Origin of the sequence: Sphingopyxis sp. (assembly GCF_965279755.1) — a bacterium.
GTDB lineage: Bacteria > Pseudomonadota > Alphaproteobacteria > Sphingomonadales > Sphingomonadaceae > Sphingopyxis.
The window spans coordinates 254,269-274,377 of sequence record NZ_OZ257261.1 but is presented as its reverse complement, the minus strand read 5'-3'; the positions used below and the strand labels follow the sequence as shown (position 1 = coordinate 274,377).

At 64.4% G+C, this 20,109-nt stretch carries 20 protein-coding genes; 9 read left to right on the top strand and 11 right to left on the bottom strand.

What is annotated here, in order from left to right; all coding sequences use genetic code 11:
* Nucleotides 1-36 precede the first annotated feature (36 nt).
* The 3 genes from ACQY80_RS01435 to ACQY80_RS01425 are packed head-to-tail and all read left to right on the top strand — an operon-like array spanning nucleotide 37 to nucleotide 3,304.
* Nucleotides 37-1,047, top strand: a complete 1,011-nt coding sequence (locus ACQY80_RS01435; protein WP_428682908.1) for a threonine aldolase family protein — start codon at nucleotides 37-39, stop codon at nucleotides 1,045-1,047.
* On the top strand, nucleotides 1,044-2,006 hold the full coding sequence (locus ACQY80_RS01430) for a DMT family transporter (protein ID WP_428682906.1): 963 nt from the start codon (nucleotides 1,044-1,046) through the stop codon (nucleotides 2,004-2,006). Before ACQY80_RS01435 ends, ACQY80_RS01430 begins: the two co-directional genes overlap by 4 nt.
* A gap of 35 nt (nucleotides 2,007-2,041) precedes the next feature.
* A complete protein-coding gene (locus tag ACQY80_RS01425) occupies nucleotides 2,042-3,304 on the top strand; it encodes an alpha/beta hydrolase family protein (protein WP_428682904.1) in 1,263 nt (420 codons plus the stop codon).
* Here the strand turns inward: ACQY80_RS01425 and murA are convergent.
* Nucleotides 3,291-4,574, bottom strand: coding sequence for a UDP-N-acetylglucosamine 1-carboxyvinyltransferase (murA, locus tag ACQY80_RS01420; RefSeq protein WP_428682902.1), 1,284 nt, complete (start codon nucleotides 4,572-4,574; stop codon nucleotides 3,291-3,293). The two genes, ACQY80_RS01425 and murA, sit on opposite strands and share 14 nt — an antisense overlap.
* Nucleotides 4,575-4,724: 150 nt before the next feature.
* Here murA and ACQY80_RS01415 point away from each other — a divergent pair, with 150 nt between their 5' ends.
* On the top strand, nucleotides 4,725-5,696 hold the full coding sequence (locus ACQY80_RS01415; protein WP_428682900.1) for a DUF3011 domain-containing protein: 972 nt from the start codon (nucleotides 4,725-4,727) through the stop codon (nucleotides 5,694-5,696).
* 216 nt (nucleotides 5,697-5,912) lie between these two features.
* Here the strand turns inward: ACQY80_RS01415 and ACQY80_RS01410 are convergent, their stop codons facing one another.
* Both ACQY80_RS01410 and ACQY80_RS01405 read right to left on the bottom strand, forming a co-directional pair.
* Entirely contained in the window at nucleotides 5,913-6,515 is a 603-nt protein-coding gene (locus ACQY80_RS01410) for a 2-hydroxychromene-2-carboxylate isomerase (protein WP_428682898.1), read from the bottom strand.
* Complete coding sequence (locus ACQY80_RS01405; protein WP_428682896.1) at nucleotides 6,509-7,240, bottom strand: SDR family oxidoreductase; 732 nt, start codon at nucleotides 7,238-7,240, stop codon at nucleotides 6,509-6,511. Before ACQY80_RS01405 ends, ACQY80_RS01410 begins: the two co-directional genes overlap by 7 nt.
* Nucleotides 7,241-7,402: 162 nt before the next feature.
* On the opposite strand from ACQY80_RS01405, the gene ACQY80_RS01400 reads away from it, so the two are divergent.
* Nucleotides 7,403-7,894, top strand: a complete 492-nt coding sequence (locus ACQY80_RS01400; RefSeq protein WP_428682894.1) for a winged helix-turn-helix transcriptional regulator — start codon at nucleotides 7,403-7,405, stop codon at nucleotides 7,892-7,894.
* 111 nt (nucleotides 7,895-8,005) lie between these two features.
* On the opposite strand, the gene clpS is transcribed toward ACQY80_RS01400, so the two are convergent.
* From clpS to ACQY80_RS01385, 3 genes are all read right to left on the bottom strand, one after another.
* Nucleotides 8,006-8,371 (bottom strand): ATP-dependent Clp protease adapter ClpS, encoded by a 366-nt coding sequence (gene clpS / locus ACQY80_RS01395; protein WP_428685713.1) that lies wholly within the window; start codon nucleotides 8,369-8,371, stop codon nucleotides 8,006-8,008.
* A gap of 203 nt (nucleotides 8,372-8,574) precedes the next feature.
* Nucleotides 8,575-9,303, bottom strand: coding sequence for a phasin family protein (locus tag ACQY80_RS01390; protein WP_428682892.1), 729 nt, complete (start codon nucleotides 9,301-9,303; stop codon nucleotides 8,575-8,577).
* A gap of 122 nt (nucleotides 9,304-9,425) precedes the next feature.
* Nucleotides 9,426-11,198, bottom strand: coding sequence for a PHA/PHB synthase family protein (locus ACQY80_RS01385; RefSeq protein WP_428682890.1), 1,773 nt, complete (start codon nucleotides 11,196-11,198; stop codon nucleotides 9,426-9,428).
* Between the two features lie 116 nt (nucleotides 11,199-11,314).
* Here ACQY80_RS01385 and ACQY80_RS01380 point away from each other — a divergent pair, with 116 nt between their 5' ends.
* Both ACQY80_RS01380 and ACQY80_RS01375 read left to right on the top strand, forming a co-directional pair.
* Complete coding sequence (locus tag ACQY80_RS01380) at nucleotides 11,315-12,526, top strand: LL-diaminopimelate aminotransferase (RefSeq protein ID WP_428682888.1); 1,212 nt, start codon at nucleotides 11,315-11,317, stop codon at nucleotides 12,524-12,526.
* Nucleotides 12,526-13,008, top strand: coding sequence for a DUF2721 domain-containing protein (locus tag ACQY80_RS01375; protein WP_428682886.1), 483 nt, complete (start codon nucleotides 12,526-12,528; stop codon nucleotides 13,006-13,008). The genes ACQY80_RS01380 and ACQY80_RS01375 overlap by 1 nt, the downstream gene beginning before the upstream one ends.
* Here the strand turns inward: ACQY80_RS01375 and ACQY80_RS01370 are convergent, their stop codons facing one another.
* Entirely contained in the window at nucleotides 13,009-14,583 is a 1,575-nt protein-coding gene (locus ACQY80_RS01370; RefSeq protein ID WP_428682884.1) for an amidase, read from the bottom strand.
* Between the two features lie 112 nt (nucleotides 14,584-14,695).
* Between ACQY80_RS01370 and ACQY80_RS01365 the strand changes: the two genes are divergently transcribed.
* Complete coding sequence (locus ACQY80_RS01365; protein WP_428682882.1) at nucleotides 14,696-16,009, top strand: spinster family MFS transporter; 1,314 nt, start codon at nucleotides 14,696-14,698, stop codon at nucleotides 16,007-16,009.
* Here ACQY80_RS01365 and ACQY80_RS01360 read toward each other — a convergent pair.
* Complete coding sequence (locus ACQY80_RS01360) at nucleotides 16,006-16,596, bottom strand: NADPH-dependent FMN reductase (protein WP_428682880.1); 591 nt, start codon at nucleotides 16,594-16,596, stop codon at nucleotides 16,006-16,008. The genes ACQY80_RS01365 and ACQY80_RS01360 overlap by 4 nt on opposite strands.
* Nucleotides 16,597-16,607: 11 nt before the next feature.
* Nucleotides 16,608-17,111, bottom strand: a complete 504-nt coding sequence (locus ACQY80_RS01355; protein WP_428682878.1) for a L,D-transpeptidase family protein — start codon at nucleotides 17,109-17,111, stop codon at nucleotides 16,608-16,610.
* 80 nt (nucleotides 17,112-17,191) lie between these two features.
* Here ACQY80_RS01355 and ACQY80_RS01350 point away from each other — a divergent pair, with 80 nt between their 5' ends.
* The gene (locus tag ACQY80_RS01350) at nucleotides 17,192-18,079 is read left to right on the top strand and encodes a haloalkane dehalogenase (RefSeq protein WP_428682876.1); all 888 of its coding nucleotides are present in this window, start codon (nucleotides 17,192-17,194) and stop codon (nucleotides 18,077-18,079) included.
* Here ACQY80_RS01350 and ACQY80_RS01345 read toward each other — a convergent pair.
* Both ACQY80_RS01345 and ACQY80_RS01340 read right to left on the bottom strand, forming a co-directional pair.
* Nucleotides 18,076-18,678: a hypothetical protein gene (locus tag ACQY80_RS01345; RefSeq protein WP_428682874.1), complete on the bottom strand. Its 603-nt coding sequence runs from the start codon at nucleotides 18,676-18,678 to the stop codon at nucleotides 18,076-18,078. The genes ACQY80_RS01350 and ACQY80_RS01345 overlap by 4 nt on opposite strands.
* A gap of 47 nt (nucleotides 18,679-18,725) precedes the next feature.
* A complete protein-coding gene (locus ACQY80_RS01340; protein ID WP_428682872.1) occupies nucleotides 18,726-20,015 on the bottom strand; it encodes an adenylosuccinate synthase in 1,290 nt (429 codons plus the stop codon).
* Nucleotides 20,016-20,109 lie beyond the last annotated feature (94 nt).

Genomic DNA, 20,109 nt, shown 5'->3' with positions numbered 1-20,109 from the left:
AGCGCCATTACCGATCATGCGCTAAGGGGCGCCTCCATGACCGCTCTCCGCTTCTTTTCGGACAATGCCGCGACCGTGCATCCCGCCGTGATGGAGGCGCTCGTCGCCGCCAACCATGTGGACACCGCCTATGACGGCGATGCGCTCAGCCAGTCGCTCGACGCGGCTTTTTCGGACCTGTTCGAGACCGACTGCGAAGTCGTCTGGATTTCGACGGGCACCGCTGCGAACAGCATCATCCTCGCCCATTTTGTCCGGCCCTGGCAGGGTATTCTCTGCTATGAAGAAGCGCATATCGAGGTCGACGAATGTGGTGCGCCGACCTTTTATTCCGGCGGCGCCAAGTTGATGACGCTGCCGGGCAGCGGTGCGAAGATTGACGCCGACGCGCTGAAGGCACGGATCGCGGGCATCCGCAAGGACGTGCATCAGGTCCAGCCGGCGGCGATCAGCATTACCAATGCCACCGAATATGGCCTCGCCTGGCGCCCCGACGAGGTCGGCGCGATCAGCGAGATTGCGCGCGCGAACGGCATGAAGCTGCATATGGACGGCGCGCGCTTTGCCAACGCGGTTGCGTTCCTCGGCTGCTCGCCCGCCGATGTCACCTGGCGCGCCGGGGTCGATGCGCTGTCGTTCGGTTTTACCAAAAACGGCGCGATGATGGCGGAGGCGCTCGTCTTTTTCGGCGGCAGCGGCGGCGCGGGGGTGCGTGAACTCAAGAAGCGCGGCGGTCACCTGCTCAGCAAGGGGCGCTTCGTCGCGGCGCAGGTCCGCGCGATGTTGAAGGACGATTTGTGGCTCGCCAATGCGCGTGCGGCCAATGCCGGGGCGGCAACCCTGGCGGGTGCTTGCGGCGACCGCCTGATGCACCCCGTCGAGGCCAACGAGCTGTTCGTCCGTCTCAGCCCGGTGGAGGCCGCCGGCCTTCGCGCGCAGGGTTTCGACTTCTATGACTGGGGAGAAGGGGCCGCGCGTCTGGTCACGAGCTGGGATCAGGATGCCGCCGCGGTCGCGCCGCTGGCGGCCGCCATCGCCGGGCTATGAGCGATCAACCGGCGACCCTGCTGTCGCCCCGCGTCCTCATTCCCTTTGCCTTCGTCACCCTGATCTGGGGGTCGACGTGGATCGTCATCACTGGTCAACTCGGGGTCGTGCCGCCGAGCTGGTCGGTGACCTATCGCTTTGCGGTCGCGGCGATCGCGATGTTCGTTTTCGCCACCGCCCGGCGCGAGAAACTGTGGCTTGAACCCCGCGCGATGGCCTTTGCCGCGCTGCTCGGATTTGCGCAGTTCACCTTCAACTTCAATTTCGTCTACCGCGCCGAGCAGCATATTACCTCGGGCCTCGTCGCAGTGCTGTTCGCGCTGCTGATCGTCCCGAACACGCTGATGGGGCGCGTCTTTCTGCGAACGCCATTGGAGGGACGCTTCCTTGCCGGGGCGGGGATCGCGATCCTTGGCGTCGGCATGATGATCCTGCACGAGTATCGCGCTGCGGCGCTGGGTGCGGGTGAAGTCCTCACGGGAACCGCATTGACGTTGGCCGGCGTGATGAGCGCGTCGACCGCCAATGTGATGCAGGGGACCAGGATCGCCCGCGCGCAATCGATGGTCGTGATGATCGCGTGGGCGATGCTGTTTGGTGCTCTCGCCGACGGCAGCTTTGCATGGATCACGACCGGACCGCCGGTGATCGAGGCGACCCCCGCCTATATCGGCGGCGTCCTCTATCTCGGCATCATCGCAAGCGCGGTGACCTTCCCGCTCTATTTCAACGTTATCAGGGCAGTAGGACCGGGGCAGGCGGCATGGTCGAGCGTGCTCATCCCGATCATCGCGATGGGATTTTCGACCGCGTTCGAGGGCTATCGCTGGGCGGCGCTGTCGATTGCCGGGGGCGCGGTGGCGCTCGTCGGACTGGTGATCGCAGTCGCGAAACGCCCCGAAAAGCCGTCGCTCAGCGGTGGCAATATGGTGTCGGTGCCGGTCGATCGCGAAAGCTAGTTGCCAAAACTGTATTGTATTAGTAATACAGCGTCGTGAAAATCCTCCTTGGCGCTCTTCTGCTCGCGGCCATCCCCGCGACTCCGGCCTTCGCGCAGGCTTGCACGCCCGGCACTTACGCTTCTCCCGACGGCGATTTTGTCGTCCTCGGAAAAAGCCCCGCGGTTCCTGCACCCGGGCTGCGATACCTGTTTCGGGACGGCCGCCGCGGAGCAACGTCCGATACGGCAACGCCATTCACCTGCGGTTCCGACACCCTGACGGTCAAAGGCGAGGCGTGGAAACCCATCGCCTTCCGCGAAACGCCGACGACTTTCGATAGCGTCGCCACGAAGATGAGCGGCGTGCTTATCGAGCCGCCGGGCGCGCCCGACGCGACGCGGCCACTCGTGGTCATGGTGCACGGTTCCGAACGCACCTCGCCGATCGGCAGCGCCTATGGCTATGCGATGGCGGCGCAGGGGGTTTCGGTCTTTGTTTACGACAAGCGAGGCACCGGCGGGTCCGAGGGCGAATATACCCAGAATTTCGAACTGCTCGCCGAGGATGCGGCGCACGCGCTCGATCACGCGCGCAGCATGGCGGCGGGGCATTACGGGCGCAGCGGCTTTTTCGGCGGCAGTCAGGGCGGCTGGGTCGCGCCGCTCGCCGCGACGCGTACCAAGGCCGATTTCGTTGCCATCGGGTTCGGCCTTGTGGCTTCGCCGATAGAGGAGGACCGCGAACAGATGGTGTTGGAGGTTCGCGCGGCGGGGCTGGGCGACGATGCCGTCGCGCTGGTCAACCGCCTGTCGCAGGCGACGGCGGGATTGCTGCTGTCCGATTTTCGCACCGGCTATGACGCGCTCGACGCGGTGCGGCGCGAGATGGCGGACAAGCCGTGGGCGGCGAAGATCAAGGGAGAATATAGCCCGGAAATTGCGAGCATTCCAAGTGACGATTTGCGCCGCATCGGCCGGGCACGCGTCAACAATCTGGAACTGATCTGGGATTATGACGCGGTCGCGGCATTGAAGAAGCTCGATACACCGCTACTCTGGGTTCTGGCGGGCGAGGATCGCCAGGCGCCGATCGAAACGACGCGCGGCGCGCTGATGGGGTTGGCGAAAGCCGGTAAGCCGGTCGATGTGTATCTTTTCCCTGACACCGATCACGGCATGTTCGAGTTCACGACGAACGCCGACGGGTCGCGCAGCGTCACGCGGATCACCGATGGCTATCTGAAATTGCTCGGCGACTGGATCAAGGGCGATGTGCGCGGCGCCTATGGCCGCGCCGAACATCTTACCCCGCGCTGATCCGTTCGATATCGGCGCCGACCGCCTGCAGCTTTTCCTCGAGCCGCTCGTACCCGCGATCGAGGTGATAGATGCGGTTGACTTCGGTCTGTCCTTCGGCGGCGAGACCCGCGATGATCAGGCTCATCGACGCGCGAAGATCGGTTGCCATGACCGGTGCGCCGACGAGGCTCTCAACGCCGCGGACGATCGCGGTGCGGCCCTTGACCTGAATGTCGCAGCCCATGCGCGCCAGTTCGGGCACATGCATGTAGCGGTTTTCGAAGATGGTTTCGGTGAACAGGCTGGCGCCAGTGCCGAGCGTCGCCATCGCCATGAACTGTGCCTGCATGTCGGTGGCGAAACCGGGGTAGGGCGCGGTCGACAGGGTGACGGGTTCGGCGCGGCCATCCATTGCGACGCGGATGCCGCTCTTGGTTTCCTCGACGGTCGCGCCGGCCTCGCGAAGCGCGACCAGCGTGGCGTCCATCTCGTCGGCCTTGGCGCCAACCAGTTCGACATCGCCCTGCGTGATCACCGCAGCGCAGGCGTAGCTGCCCGCCTCGATCCGGTCGGCCATCACGCGATAGGTGGCGCCGTGGAGGCGGTCGACGCCTTCGATGGTCAGCGTTTCGGTGCCGATGCCGTCGATATGCGCGCCCATCGCGACGAGGCAATTGCACAGGTCGACGATTTCAGGCTCGCGCGCCGCGTTTTCGAGGATGCAGGTGCCCTTGGCGAGCACCGCCGCCATCACCGCATTTTCGGTCGCGCCGACCGACACGACAGGGAAGGTGAATTTGCCGCCCTTGAGGCGGCCACCGGGGGCGACGGCCTTCACATAGCCCGACGCCAGTTCGATCTCGGCGCCGAAGGCTTCGAGCGCTTTCAGGTGCAGGTCGATCGGGCGGTTGCCGATCGCACAGCCGCCGGGAAGCGATACGGTCGCCTCACCCGCGCGTGCGAGCAGCGGGCCGAGGACGAGGATCGAGGCGCGCATCTTGCGGACGATGTCATAGGGCGCGACGGTCGAGGTCAGCGTCGTCGCGCGCGCAGTCATCACGCGGCCGAAATCCTCGGGACGCGAGCCCTCGATCGTCGTCGAGCAACCCAGCTGGTTGAGCAGATGGCCGAAGCCGTCGACGTCGGCAAGGCGCGGCAGGTTGCGCAGCGTCAGCGGCTCGTCGGTAAGCAGCGCGCAGGGCAACAGGGTGAGCGCCGCATTCTTGGCACCGGAGATGGGGATACGGCCCTTGAGTCGCTGGCCGCCGCGAATGACGATCTGATCCATCGCGTTGCTTTAGCGCATGCGCGAAAGCGCGCAAGCGGCGGTGCTCGGCTTTCGCGGTGGCGGCGCGTGTGAAAATGTGAAACACTTCGCATCGATAGTCGAAGGAATTGAGGAACGTAGGGCAAAGAGTTCAACAGGGGAGAAATAGCTATGCGGAATCCCGTCGTAACGGCCATCACGGCCGCTTCGCTCGTTGCGGGCCAGTTTGCCGTCCCGGCCTTTGCCCAGACCAGCTATCCCTATCCGCCACCGGGCAGCACCTATCCGGGTTATGACCAGGGATGGGGCGGTACGATCCGCTGCGAATCCTATGGCAATCGCCAGCAGCGCTGCCGCGTGCAGACCGCGAACCGCGTCGAGCTGGTGCGCGTGATCGGCGGGCGTTGCTCCAAGGGACGCGACTGGGGTTTCGATGCCAATGAAATCTGGGTCTCCGGCGGATGCCGTGCCGAGTTCCGCTATGGTTATTCGAGCGGCGGTACTTATCCCGGCGGCGACTATGCCGGAACGCTGCGCTGCGAGTCGCGCGGCAACCGCTATGAACAGTGCAACGTCCAGACGAACGGCCGCGTCGAGCTGCTCCGAAAGCTTGGCGGCAAGTGCAACGCCGGGCGGCAATGGGGCTTTGATGCCGGCTATATCTGGGTCACCAACGGATGCCGCGCCGAATTCGGTTATGGCTATGCCAATCTCGCTCCGCTGCCTGGGCCGAAACCCGACAAGGACAAGGGGCCGAGCACCGGGCTGATCATCGGCGGCATCGTTGTCGCGGGCGGGTTGCTCGCCTTGCTCGCGAGTAAGAAAAAGAAGCCCGACGGCACGGCCGAGGAAAGCGCGCCGCCGCCCGCATCGACGGGTTCCGCAACGCTTAGCGCCAACCTCGGCGGCCTGCCGAGCGCGGCGCGTCCGTCGGTGCAGAACTGCATGAACGACGCCGCGCGCCAGATCGGTGCTACCGGGGGGACGAAGCTGTCGTACGACAAGCTCGTTTCGCTCGAACAGGGCAATGGCGGCTGGCGCATCCGTGCCGCGATGACAGCGACCTATCCGAGCGGTGCGCAGTCGATCGAGATGTATTGCCGCGCGACGCCGACCGACATCATCCAGCTCGATTTCAGCTGAGGTATGCCATCGTCGGCTTTGGGGTAGGGAACTGCTCCACGTATCTCGTCATGCTGAACTTGTTTCAGCATCCATGGCCGGACCTCTCGTCCAGCGCTGCGCTGGAGGAAGCGGCAGACCATGGACCCTGAAACAAGTTCAGGGTGACGATGAAAGAGTGTCGGCATCAGGTAGAAAACTACCGTCCCCGCGTCGGCAGGGACCGCGAGTTACTGGTCAGGCGAGAGCCGCTTCGACCTGACCGAGCCTGTCCTTGCCGAAAAATATCTCGTCGCCGACGAAGAAGGTCGGGATGCCGAAGGCGCCGCGTGCGACGGCGGCCTCGGTGTTGGCGACCAGCTTCGCCTTGATGCCGGGCTCCTGCGTGCGGGCGAGCAGCGCGGGGCCGTCGAAGCCATTCGCCGACAGAAAGGCGGCGATTATCTCCGGATCGTCCATCTTGAGCCCCTCTTCCCACATCGCCCGGTTCACCGCGTCGATATAGTCGTCGAGATGGCCTTCATCCTCCGCGACGATCGCGCCGCGCATGATGGTCAGCGTGTTCACCGGGAAGTGCGGGTTGAGGCGGAATTTGGTGAGGCCATGCTTTGTGATGAAGCGCTGCATTTCGAGATGCTCATAGGCGAGCTTTGCGGGCGCGTCGGCATACTGGATCATCGGCGCCTTGTTGCCTGTCGCCTTGAAGATGCCACCGAGCAGGCAGGGTGTGATGATCAGATCGGCGCCTGTGCGATCAAGCAGTTCGGGCAGCGCCTTCAGGGTCAGATAGGCGTTGGGACTGCCGAAATCGAAGATCAGTTCGAGCGTTTTGGTCACCATTTCTCTCCCCAGGGACGAAGGTCGAGTTCATGCGTCCACGCGCTTCTGGGTTGCTTGTGGAGCATCACATAATTGGCGGCGATGGCGTCCGGATTGAGGATCAGATCCTGCGCCTTCGCATTGTCGAAATCGGGGTGGCGGCCCTTGATGAAGTCGGTATCGATCGCGCCGTCTATGATCGTGTGCGCGACATGGATGCCCTGCGTCCCGAGTTCGCGCGCCATCGACTGTGCGAGCATGCGGAGCGCACCCTTGGCGCCCGAAAAGGCCGAGAAGCCCGATCCGCCGCGCAGGCTCGCGGTCGCACCGGTGAAGATAATCGTGCCGCGGCCGCGCGGCTGCATGCGCTTCGCAGCCTCGCGGCCCATCAGGAAGCCGCCGAGGCACGCCATTTCCCAGACCTTCGTATAGACGCGCACCGTCGTCTCGCCGATCGGGAAATTCACATTGGCGCCGATGTTGAACACCGCGACCTCGACCGGGCCGACTTCGGCCTCGACCTGCTCGAACAGCGCGATCATGGCGTTCTCGTCTCGCGCATCGCCGGGGAAGGCGCGGGCCTGAAGGCCGCCCTCGCGGATCGACTGCGCCAAGGCTTCGAGAGCGTCGGCATTGCGTTCGCGGCGGTTGACGCAGGCGGTCAGGCCCTCGGCGGCAAAGGCGCGGGCAATGGCGCCGCCGGTGGCGTCGCCGGCTCCGATAATGACGGCTGCGGGATTGGGCATCCACGACTCTCCTCTTGCGCCTGATATTAACTATGATAATCATAGTGACAAGTGATTTCTCTTTTCGTCATCCCCGTGAGGGGATCCAGCTGAAGAGTTGGTACGGACGAAGGCAAGCTGGACCCCCGCCTTTGCGGGGGTGACGAGAGAGGGTTGATTGAAGTGCCCAAACGCGCGGATCTGTCGGATACTTTTTGCCCCGTCGGGCGGTCGGCCGAACTGCTCGGCGACCGCGCGGTGCTGCTGATCCTGCGCGACCTGTTTTTCGGGCGGCGGCGGTTCGAGGCGATCGCGGCGAACACCGGGCTCGGTCCGCAGCTCGTCTCGGCGCGGCTGAAACTGATGGAAAAGGACGGGGTGGTCGAGCGCCACGCCTATCAGGAGCGCCCGCTACGCCACGAATATCGTCTGACCGCGAAGGGCAAGGATCTGTTCGACGTCCTGTACGCGATGCGCAACTGGGCCGAACGCTGGGCCTATGCGGAGGGCGAGCGCGAAGAGGGCCCGGCGATGCGCTACACCCACCGCGCTTGCGGCGCCGATGTCGGCACATCGACCGTTTGTCCAGGGTGCGGCGAGCCGCTGCGTTATGGCGATCTGAAAGGGGAGCCTTCGCCCGCGCTCAAGGCCGAGCAGGAGGCTCGGGTCGGCTAATTATCCCGTCATTGCCAGCGAAGCGAAGCAATCTCCAGCGTCCGACGCAGCCCGACGTCGTTAGCTCCATATTGCCGCGTCGCCTGCGGCTCCTCGCAATGACGAAGAATTTCAGGCCTTCTCGAGCGTGCACTGCAGCGGGTGCTGGTTCTGCCGCGCGGCTTCCATCACCTGATTGACCTTGGTCTCGGCAACTTCATAGCTGAACACGCCGCAAACGCCGACACCCTGCTGGTGGACGTGCAACATCACCTGCGTCGCCTGTTCGATGTCCATGTTGAAGAAGCGCTGCAGCACCATCACGACGAATTCCATCGGAGTATAATCGTCGTTGAGCAGCAGCACCTTGTACATCGAGGGCTTCTTGGGCTTCGCGCGCGTACGCGTTGCGATGCCGACGCCGGGGGTGCCGGAAGCATCGTCATCCTTGCCCGCCATGGCGCGGACGATGTGCGGGATCGAAGCGGGAAGCATCATCATGTGGGAATATCGCAAGCCGGGGCGGAATCGCAAGAGGGCGGACGGCGGCATTTTTACCGATTGTTCGTCATGCCCGCTTTTTACGAATTGCCGTAAAAGCAAGAACCGCCCGCTTCCGGTGGGAAGCGAGCGGTCTTGAGGTTGTCGGCGCAGGCGGGGAGGAGGGGAGAGATGCCCGCGCCAACGGGAAGAGAAGGCCCTTAGGCTGCCTTCATCTTCGAAGTGATGACCGATACGCGGTTCGAGATCGGCGCGAAGCTTTCGTTCGTCAGCTTGACGACGAGCTCGCTGGTCTTCGAGGTCTGCGCGACAGCGGCGTCGAACGCCTTCTTGCTGTTTTCGGCATAGAGCTTCAGGAATTCAGCCGGCGACTTGACGGCGGTGTAGCCCTTCACGGCAGCCGAGGTGTCTTCGAAGCTCTTGCGAGCGAAAGCAACGCCTTCCTGGCCGAGCGTTTCGATGCCCTTGGCAGCGATCTTGCCAGCTTCGACGAGCGCTTCGACGTTCGCCTTGTTGAATTCGACGGCTTCCTCGGCGAGCTTGCTCGACTTGGCGAGCGCTTCCTTCGAGCGTTCCTGGAAGTCGGCGGTCAGCGCTTCGGCGCGGGTCTTGGCTTCGTCGGCGAACTTCTTGACGGTGTCGTTCATGGTCTTGAATCCTTTGGTGGCGAGAGCGGCCGGCTTCGGCGCGGTTTTCGCGGGCTTGGGAGCAATGGTCTTCGCGGCTGCCTTCTTGGGGGCGGCCTTCTTCGCTGCCGGCTTTGCGGCTTTCTTTTGGACCGGCTTGGCCTTCGCCGCGACAGTCTTGGTTTTTACGGGTGCCGCGGGAGCGGCAACGGCAGGCGCGACCGGAGCTGCCACCGGCTTGGCGGCGGTTTCCAGCGTCGCGGCTTCGAAAGCCTTTTCGGCACTATCCATCTTGGTAGCCATCGGAACAACTCCTTTATGTTGCAGTGCACAATATAGGAGTGGGTCGAGAATTTCAAGGATATTTTTGTGCAGTGCACAAAAATTCCGTGCCGCGACCGCGTTGGCCTTATAATTTCCCGATATTACCGCTGTTTGACATAGCGGCCGGGGGCATCCTCGATCGCCTTTTTAGAACCTTTTCCGGGGATGCGCGATCCTTTTGCTGCGGTCTTTGCGCTATCCTGTTCCGAAATCCAGCCGATCCAGTGTGGCCACCAGCTGCCCTTGGTCTCGGTCGCGCTTGCGATGAACTCGTCGAGTGTCGCGGCGTTGTTGTCGCCGGTCCAATATTGATATTTGCCTGCAGCGGGCGGATTGACGACCCCCGCGATATGGCCCGAGCCCGCGAGCAGGAAAGTTTTCGGCCCCGACAGATGGTCCATCAGGCGCCAGACGCTGGCGAGGGGAGCGATATGATCCTCGCGCCCCGCCTGGATATAGGCGGGTGTCTTGATCTTCTTGAGGTCGATCGGCGTGCCCATCACCGTCAGGCTGTTGGGGATCACCATGCGGTTGTCGCGATAGAGGTCGACCAGATACTGCCGGTGCCACTTGGCGGGCAGGTTGGTAACGTCGCCGTTCCAGTAGAGCAGATCGAACGGCGGATAGTCGTTGCCGAGCAGATAATTGTTGACGACGTAGTTCCAGATGAGGTCGCGTCCGCGCAAGCTGTTGAAGGTTGCCGCCATGTAGCGCCCGTCGAGAAACCCGCCCGACGACAGTTGCTGCAGCAACTGCAGATAGCTGTCGTCGACGAACATCTTGAGGTCGCCGGCCAGTTCGAAATCGATCTGCGCGGTGAAGAAAGTCACCGACCTGACCTTGTCGCCTTCGCCCCGCGCGGCGAGCATCGCCAGCGTGGCGGCGAGCGTTGTGCCCGCGACGCAATAGCCGATCGTATGCACGGCGGGGACGTCGAGCAGGTCGCGGACGGTGTCGATCGCATCGACCTGCGCCGCAATATAATCGTCCCACACGATCTCGCTCATCGATGCATCGGCCGACTTCCACGACACCATGAAGACCGTCAGTCCCTGTTCGACCGCCCAGGCGACGAAGCTTTTCGCGGGATTGAGGTCGAGAATGTAGAAGCGGTTGATCCACGGCGGGAAGATGATCAGCGGGACGGTGAGGACGTCCTTTGTCGTCGGCTCATACTGGATGAGCTGGTACAGATCGGTCTCGTGCACGACCTTGCCCGGGGTCGTCGCGATGTTGACGCCCACCTCAAACGCGTCGGGATCGACATGGCTCAGCTGGCCGCGCGACAGGTCGGACAACATGTGCTTCAGGCCCTTGAGCAGGCTTTCGCCGCGCGTCTCTACCGCGCGGCGGATCACCTCGGGATTGGTGACCGCGAGGTTGGTGGGCGACAGCGCCTCGGTCATGTTCTTGGCAGCGAACTCCATCTTCGCACGCGCAGTCTCGTCCAGCCCCTGCATCGTGCGCGTCGTGGTCAGCAATTGTTCGGCGAGCATGCCATAGGTCTGACGGATCAGCGCGAAGGCTGGGTTTGCTGTCCAGTCGGGATCGGCGAAGCGCTTGTCCTTCGGTGCGTCGGCTTCGGTCGCAAAGGGTGGCTTGAGGGTCGCGAGCGAAGTCCAGAAGGCGACGCCCTGTTCCCACATCTTCGACGATTGTTCGGCCCAGAGCTGGGTTGTCGGGTTCTTCAGCCAGCTCGCCGGGTCGAACATGCCCGCAGCGGCACTGTTGCCCTGGTTTGCCTGACCCAGCGCATATTCGAGCATCATCTGTTGCGCGCGGCCCATGACGCTTGCCCAATGCTGGATATCTTCGGGCGAAGGAGGGAAGGGATTCGGTGCTTCGGCGGTGTCGTCCTTACCCGTGTCGCTCATGCTCGTTCCTGCTGGTCAGTGCGGATATTATGCCTATAACAAGCCGCGATGCGGCTGGCGAGACTGCCGCTCGCGTCAATTCAACAGTTAACGCAAAGGAGTTGTTCTAGTTTCCCATGTCCGAAGATGAATTCTATCGCATCAAGCGCCTGCCGCCTTATGTCATCGCTGAAGTCAATGCGATGCGTGCGGCCGCCCGCGCCGCGGGAGAGGACATCATCGACCTGGGGATGGGCAACCCCGACCTGCCGCCGCCGCCGCATGTGATCGAAAAGCTTTGCGAAGTGGCGATGAAGCCCGACGCGCACGGCTATTCGCAGTCGAAGGGCATTCCGGGCCTTCGCAAGGCGCAGGCCAATTATTATGCGCGCCGCTTCAACGTCGAACTCGATCCCGAGAGCGAAGTCGTGGTGACGATGGGGTCGAAAGAAGGGCTCGCGAGCCTCGCCACCGCGATCACCGGTCCCGGCGACGTCGTGCTGGCGCCGAACCCGAGCTACCCGATCCACACCTTCGGCTTCATCATCGCCGGGGCGACGATCCGCAGCGTGCCGACGACGCCCGACGAGAATTACTGGCGCGCGCTCGACCGCGCGATGGCCTTCACCGTGCCGCGCCCGTCGATCCTCGTGGTCAACTATCCGTCGAACCCGACCGCAGAGTCGGTCGATCTCGCCTTCTATGAACGCCTCGTCGCGTGGGCGAAGGAGAACAAGGTCTGGGTGCTCAGCGATCTTGCCTATTCCGAACTCTATTACGACGGTAACCCGACGCCTTCGATCCTGCAGGTGCCGGGCGCGAAGGATGTCGCGATCGAGTTCACCTCGATGTCGAAAACCTATTCGATGGCGGGCTGGCGCATGGGCTTCGCGGTCGGCAACAAGCGGCTGATCGCAGCGATGACGCGCGTTAAATCCTACCTCGATTATGGCGCCTTCACGCCGATTCAGGCGGCCGCCTGCGCGGCGCTCAACGGGCCGCAGGACATCGTGGCTAAGAACCGCGAGCTATATCAGAAGCGCCGCGACGTGATGGTCGAAAGCTTCGCGCGCGCTGGCTGGGACATTCCGAGCCCGCCGGCGTCGATGTTCGCCTGGGCACCGCTGCCGCCCGCGCTCAAGGAGATGGGCAGCCTCGAGTTTTCCAAGCAGCTCCTCACCCACGCGAAGGTCGCGGTCGCACCGGGCGTCGGTTACGGCGAAGACGGAGAGGGCTATGTCCGCATCGCGATGGTCGAGAATGAGCAGCGCATCCGCCAGGCCGCACGCAACATCCGCAAATTCCTGGCGATGCATGGCGTGAACACGCCTTCGGTCGCTGCGGGCTGATGGCGCCAGACGCCGGAGCGATTGCCCAGACGATCCAGCTGTCGGTCACGCCGGTATTTCTGCTGGTCGCGACCGGCAGCCTGCTCAACGTCATCGCCGGTCGGCTCGCCCGCGTTGTCGATCGTTCGCGCAACCTGATCGAGCGTTGGGCGGAGAGTGAAGGCGTCGAGCATGAGCGCATCGTCGCCGAGCTGCGCATTGCCGACCGGCGGATGGGGATCATCAACAATTCGATCCTCTCCGCCGTCGCGTGCGGGATCGTCGTCTGCGTGCTCGTCGCGCTGTTGTTTACGCAGGCCTTTACTGGCCTGAACCTCGGCGTCGCGGCGTCATGGGCTTTCGCGGTCGCGATGGTGCTGCTGCTCGTCTCGCTGATCCTGTTCCTCGTCGAGGTCCGGCTCGCGGTCCGCGCGATTCACGTCCCGATGGAATTGCTCGAGCTGGAAGAAATGAGCTGGCGAAAGCGTCGTGGCGGGCGCTGATCAGGGGGCAATTCCGACCCTGTAAGTCGGTGTGACACGCTTGTTGCTGACCTGCTCATAGGCATAGCCCGCCGCCAGAACCTCGGCATCGCTCCACTTGGTCCCGATGAACGACAGCCCGACCGGAAGGCCCTCGACGGCCCCCATCGGGACGGTGAGGTGCGGATAGCCCGCGACCGCCGGCATCTGGCTGACGCTCGGCCCCGTATAATGATCGCCGTTGACGAGGTCGCTGGTCCAGGAGGGGCCGTTCGTCACTCCGACGAGCAGATCGACCTTGTTGTCCTTGAGCAGCCGGTCGATCCCCTCGGGACCGGCCAGCCGCATCGCCTTGGCTTTCGCTTCCAGATAGGCCGGGCTGTCGAGCCCGCCCTTGCTTTCGGCAAGCTCGAACAGCGACTGGTCGAACCAGCGCATCTCCTCGGGATGCGCCTTGTTGAAGGCGATCAGGTCGGCAAGCGTCTTCGGGGCTTTCGCATCAGGCAGGGAGCTGAGGTAGGCAGCCATGTCTGCCTTCAGCTCGGTCATCAATATCTCGAGCTCGGCGCCGCCGAGGCCATCGAGCCCCGACTTGCTGTCCTTGATATCGACCACCGTCGCGCCCGCGGCCTCCATCGCCTTCACGGCGTCATCGACCAGCGCCGCTATGTCGGCGCGGGTGCCGAGGCGGTCGCGGAGTATCCCGACGCGTTTCCCCTTGAGCGCGTCCACCGATAGCGCGGCGGCGAAGTCGCGCTTGTGCGCGTCGGCCTCGGCGGTCGCAGGATCGGCGGGGTCGCGGCCGGCGATCACGGTCAGCATCGCTGCGGCGTCGCGCACGCTCAGCGCCATCGGGCCAGCGCTGTCCTGACTGTGGCTGATCGGGACGATCAGGCTGCGGCTCACCAGCCCGACGCTCGGCTTGAAGCCGACGATGCCGTTGATCCCGGCGGGGCAGGTGATCGATCCGTCGGTTTCGGTGCCGATGGCGAGCGCGGCGAGGCCGGCCGCCACTGCCGCACCGCTGCCCGACGACGAGCCACAAGTGTTGCGATCGAGCGCGTGCGGATTCTTCGTCAGCCCACCGACAGCGCTCCATCCGCTGGTCGAATTGCCCGACCGGATATTCGCCCATTCGGACAGGTTGGTCTTGCCGAGAATGACCGCGCCCGCTTCGCGCAACCGCGCGACGAGCGGCGCATCGCGGTTCGTGACATTCCGCGCCAGCGCCAGCGAGCCGGCAGTGGTTGCGATCGGCCCGGTGGCCTCGACATTGTCCTTCAGCAACACAGGAATACCGTGGAGCGGGCCACGAATCTTGCCGGCCTTGCGCTCTCCGTCGAGGCGCCGCGCCTCGCTCATCGCGTCGGGAAAGGTTGCGATCACCGCATTGAGCTTTGGCCCGTTGTCGTCGATCTTGAGGATGCGGTCGAGGTAGATCGCGGTGATCAGCTCGCTGTTGATCCGGCCCTCGCGCATCTCCTGCTGCAATGTCACGGCATCCTTGCCCGCGATTTCGGGCAGCGGCGGCGGCATCGCCATGGCCGGCGCGAGGACGAGAAACGGGGCGGAAGCCGCCAGGAAAATTTTTCGCATGGCGCGCAAGCTGGCAGCCGTAGCGGCAATTGCAAGCACCTTGTTCCGACTTGCCGCAGCGGCGTTGACACGCTGTCCCCCGACCTGCACCTTCGTCGTTCGGGAGAGAAAAATGACGGATAAACCTGCCCTTGCCGCCGGCATTGGCTCGCCGCCCTCCGACAGCGTCGCAGCACATACGCGCACGATGCTGTGGATCCTGCTCGTCGTTTACATCTTCAACTTTCTCGACCGGCAGATCGTCAACATCCTCGCCGAGCCGATCAAACGCGATCTCGGGCTCAGCGACACGGAATTGGGCCTGCTCGCGGGGCCGGCGTTTGCGGTTTTCTATGCCCTTCTCGGTATTCCCATCGCGCGTTACGCCGACAAGGAGGGCTCGAACCGGGTTCGCCTGATAGCTCTCTCTCTCGCCATATGGTCAGCAATGACCGCAGTGTGCGGGCTCGCGCAGAATTTCGTCCAGTTGCTCTTCGCTCGCATCGGCGTCGGCATAGGCGAGGCCGGCTGCACGCCAGCCGCGCATTCGCTGATTTCCGACAGTGTCGAACCGGCCAAGCGTTCGTCGGCCATCGCTTTTTACGGTCTGGGCGTGCCGATCGGTTCGCTGCTCGGCCTGATCATCGGTGGGATCGTCAACGACCTCTATGGCTGGCGCATCGCGCTGATGCTCGTCGGTGCGCCGGGGCTGCTGCTGGCGTTGGTCGTCCTGTTTTTCATGCGCGAGCCGCGTCATCTGCGCCGCGCCGAACCGGCCATGGCGGCCAAGCCTGCACAGCTATCGACCGGCGAAGCGATGCGCGAGATTTTCGCCTCGCGCGCCTTCGTATACATCCTCCTCGCCTCGTCGGTCGTTGCCTTCCTCGGCTACGGCAAGGCGCTCTGGACGATCAGCTTCTTCATCCGCAGTCACGGGCTTTCGACGACCGAAGCCGGGCTGTCGATGGCGGTCGTGCTGGGCCTCGCCGGCGTGTTCGGAACTTGGCTGGGCGGCAAGCTGGCCGACAAGTTCGGGGCACGCGACAAACGCCACATCCTGACCTTTCCCGCCTATGGCATGGCGCTCGCAGCGCCGGTTCTGTTCCTCGGTTATTTTATGGAGGACTGGCGTGTTGCGGTCGCGCTGCTGATCATTCCGACGATCCTCAATTCGGCCTATTACGGGCCCGCCTATGCCTGCGTCCAGGGACTGGTCCGGCCGCAGGCGCGGGCCGTCGCCGCCTCGATCATGCTGTTCGGGCAGAATCTGATCGGGCTCGGCTTCGGGCCTTTCCTGTTCGGCGTTTTGTCCGATGCACTGCAACCCGTCGCCGGGCAGGAGAGCGTCCGCTGGGTGCTTTATGGCGCCGCATGGCTTGGCCTGATTCCCGCCTTCTTCTTCTGGCGCGCCAGCCTGCGGCTGAATGCCGAGCTGAAATCGGGTTAGAAGGGCGTAACCTGCTTCGCGCGCTGCGCGCTTGCGGCATCGATCCACCATGCCAGATCGTCGGCAAAGCGCGGGAAGGCCTTTTCCAGCCGCCCGCCATCCTCGCCCGCCGGTTTACCCTCGGCATCGAACGCGCCACCGATCCGCGCGAGCGAAAGGCCGGTCGAGGTCACGACCATTCCCAGCACCGCCAGCGTGCCGCGCCATGCGGTCGCCGATTTGATTCCCGCAAAGGGGCCGGCCGAGTAGGAGGCGATCGCTGCGGGGCGCCATGCATATTCGGGCAGGAAATGATCCGTCAGATTCTTGAGCCCCGGCTGCAGCCCGCCATTATATTCGCCGGTGACGAAGACGAAGCCGTCGGCCGCCGCGATCCGTTCGGCAAGCTCGGCCATTGCGGGCGGAGCCTCGCCCGGCGCGTAATCGCTGAAGCGGCGGTCGAGGATCGGCAGGTCGATGACCTTGGCGTCGATCAGCTCGGCATTGTCGCCGCGCGCGGCCAGCGCATCGACGATCCAGCGCGCGAGCTTGATGCCCTGCCGGTCGCGGCGGTAGCTGCCGTAGAAGACGAGGATGTCGCGAGGCATGTATCTGTTCCTTAGGGTCGGATTGTGATGGGCGTGCCGTCGGGAACCGCGTCCCACAGCTGTTTGATTTCGGTATTGTGCAGCGCAATGCAGCCGTCGGTCCAGTCGCGCGTGATCGTCGGGCCGATCCATGCGTTCGGCTGACCGTGGATGAAGATGTCGCCGCCGGGCGAGCGCCCACGCGCCTTTGCATAGGCGCGGTCAGCGGCGTTCGGATAGGAGATGCGGAGCGACAGATGATAGGCGCTCTTCGGATTGCGCCCGCTGATTATATAGTCGCCTTCAGGCGTTTTCTCGTCGCCCTCGAAACGTTTGTGCCCGACCGGCGCGTCGCCGAGGCGGATGTGCGTATAGCGCACCACCTCGCGGCCCTTGGCATAGCCGATCAGCACGCGGTCGCTCTTGTCGACAAGCAACCGGTCGACGTTCGTTCCCGCAGCGAGCGGGGCAGGCTGCGAATTCGCGGTGCCGCAGGCGGCGAGCAAAAGCAGGGGCAGGGCGATGGCGAAGCGCATGCCGCCATCTTTACGCGATCGCCGCGCATGGACAAGCGGTCGCCGCGCGCTAAGCTGCCCGCCGGGAAGAGGGGGACATTATGCGGATCTATCGCACGCCGGACGCGCGCTTCGAGGGGCTGCCCGATTGGCCCTATGCGCCGAAATATCTGGAGATCGAGGGCGGATTGCGCGTCCATTATGTCGATGAGGGGGCGGCCGATGCCCAGCCGGTGCTGATGCTGCACGGCGAACCGACCTGGTCCTACCTCTATCGCCATATGATCGGCCCCGCCGTTCACTCGGGCTTTCGCGTCGTCGCGCCGGACCTGATCGGTTTCGGGCGCTCGGACAAGCCGCTTGACCGGTCGGATTATAGTTATGCCGCGCAGGTCGCTTGGATGCGGCAGTGGATCGAGGCGCTGGACCTCCGGAACATGATCCTCGCCTGCCAGGACTGGGGTTCGCTGATCGGCCTCCGGCTCGTCGCCGAAATGCCCGAGCGGTTTGCGGGGGTCGCGCTGTCCAACGGCGGACTGCCCGAGGGCCAGCCGGCGCCGCGTGCCTTTGCGATCTGGCGGGCCTTCTCGCGCTACAGTCCGGTCTTTCCGATCGGGAAGATCGTGAAGGCGGGCGCAAAGCGCGAATTGAGCGAGGCGGAAATCGCCGCCTATGACGCGCCTTTTCCGACGCGCGCGTCCAAAGTCGCGGCACGTGTCTACCCCTCCTTCGTTCCGCTCGGCCACAATGTCGCAGTGCCCGATCAGAAACGGGCGTGGGCAGCGCTGGAGGCTTTCGACAAGCCTTTCCTCTGCTGCTTTTCCGACGGCGATCCCATCACCCGCGGCGGCGACGCGTTGTTCCGGGGGCGCGTGCCCGGCACCGCGGGCATGGAGCATCGGACGCTGAAGGGCGGGCATTTCATCCAGGAGGATGATCCCGAGGGTTTCGTCGCGGCGATCCGCGCCGTTGCGACCCAGAAAGTCTAGGACGCAGTGCGGCGGTGCGCGGCTGTGAAACGCAGCGCCGCGGCGCCGAGCAATAGCAGGGCGGGCGGCAGATAGAGCGGGTCTAAGGCCGCCCGACCGCCATAGCTGACCATGAAAATCAGCCAGATATACCAGACGCCGGCCTTGTGCAGCCGTTGCCAATTGCGTGCGCCGAGCGCGCGCACCGCGCCGTTCCAGGACGTCGCGGCGAGCAACAGAATGAAGATATAGGCGATTCCGCCCCCGACGATCGTCCGCATCGGCGGTGGCGGCGTCTGACCACTATAGACGCCAAACAGCCACAGGATCGCGATCAGGTGGATGAGGTGCGAGAAGGCGAAGCCCAGCCCCAGCCAGCGCCGGTTGCGGATCATCCAGCGCGTCGTCGGGGTCGGCCACAGACGAACCAGCGAGCTTGCGGCAAAAGCAGCGACGAAGATCAGCAGCGAACTGCGCGCGGTCGCGCGGATCAGCATCCGCGTGCCGTCGATACCCGTGCCGGCGACGGCGACAATGATCGCGCTCATCGCGAGCAGCGCCGCGACCAAGACGAACAGCAAACGCTCGTTTTCGGCCCAGCCGGTTCTTCTGGTCGTCATCGGCGCCCTCCCACACCGTCGCTATAGCGCGGGGAGGGGCAGCTCGACTAGTCGCTGAACGGGTCGCGGATCAGGATCGTGTCCTCGCGCTCGGGGCTGGTCGACACGAGCGCGATCGGGGTTTCGATCAGTTCCTGCACGCGCTGGACATATTTGATCGCCTGTGCGGGCAGGTCGGCATAGCTGCGCGCGCCCGCGGTGGTTTCGTGCCAGCCGTCCATTTCCTCGTAGATCGGCTCGACCTCGGCCTGATCGGCGGCGTGTGCGGGGAAATAGTCGAGGATCTTGCCGCGCAGGCGATAGCCCGTGCAGATGCGGATCGTGTCGAAGCCGTCGAGCACGTCGAGCTTGGTCAGCGCGATGCCGGTGACGCCCGACACGGCGCAGCTCTGGCGCACGAGCACCGCGTCGAACCAGCCGCAGCGGCGCTTGCGGCCGGTGACCGTGCCGAACTCATGCCCGCGCTCGCCGAGACGCTGGCCGATTTCATCCTCCAGCTCGGTGGGGAAGGGGCCGCTGCCGACACGCGTCGTATAGGCCTTGGCGATGCCGAGCACGAAGCCGACGGCGCTGGGGCCAAGGCCCGAGCCCGATGCGGCGGTGCCGCTGACGGTGTTCGAACTGGTAACGAAGGGATAGGTGCCGTGATCGACGTCGAGCAGCACGCCCTGCGCGCCTTCGAACAGGATGCGCGCGCCGGCCTTGCGGACCTTCTTCAGGCGCTTCCAGACGGGCTGCGCATATTCGAGCACATAGTCGGCGATTTCGGTGAGGTCGGCGATCAGGCGTTCCCGGTCGATCGGCGGTTCGCCGAAGCCAGCGCGCAGCGCGTCGTGGTGCGCAGTCAGGCGATCGAGCTGCGGATCGAGCTTGTCGAGGTGCGCGAGGTCGCAGACGCGGATCGCGCGGCGACCGACCTTGTCCTCATAGGCCGGGCCGATGCCGCGGCCGGTAGTGCCGATCTTGCCGGCGCCCGCCGCGGTTTCGCGCAGCGCATCAAGGTCGCGGTGAAACGGCAGGATCAGCGCGCAATTGTCGGCGATCGCGAAATTCTCGGGGTTTATGGCAACCCCCTGGCCGCGCAGCTTGGCGATCTCGTCGCGCAGCGCCCACGGATCGAGCACGACACCATTGCCGATGATCGACAGCGTGCCGGTGACGATGCCCGAGGGAAGCAGCGACAGCTTGTAGACCTGCTCGCCAACGACGAGCGTATGGCCGGCATTGTGACCGCCCTGGAAGCGGACCACCGCGTCGGCCCGGCTGGCGAGCCAGTCGACGATCTTGCCCTTGCCCTCGTCGCCCCATTGCGACCCGATGACGGTGACATTTGCCATGATACTGTCCTGCTGAACTGAGGCCCGAAACGACCAGCGTCGGCCCGGCGCGGCCTTAGCGGATTTGGACGGCGAGGCAACCCAGAGCGGGATG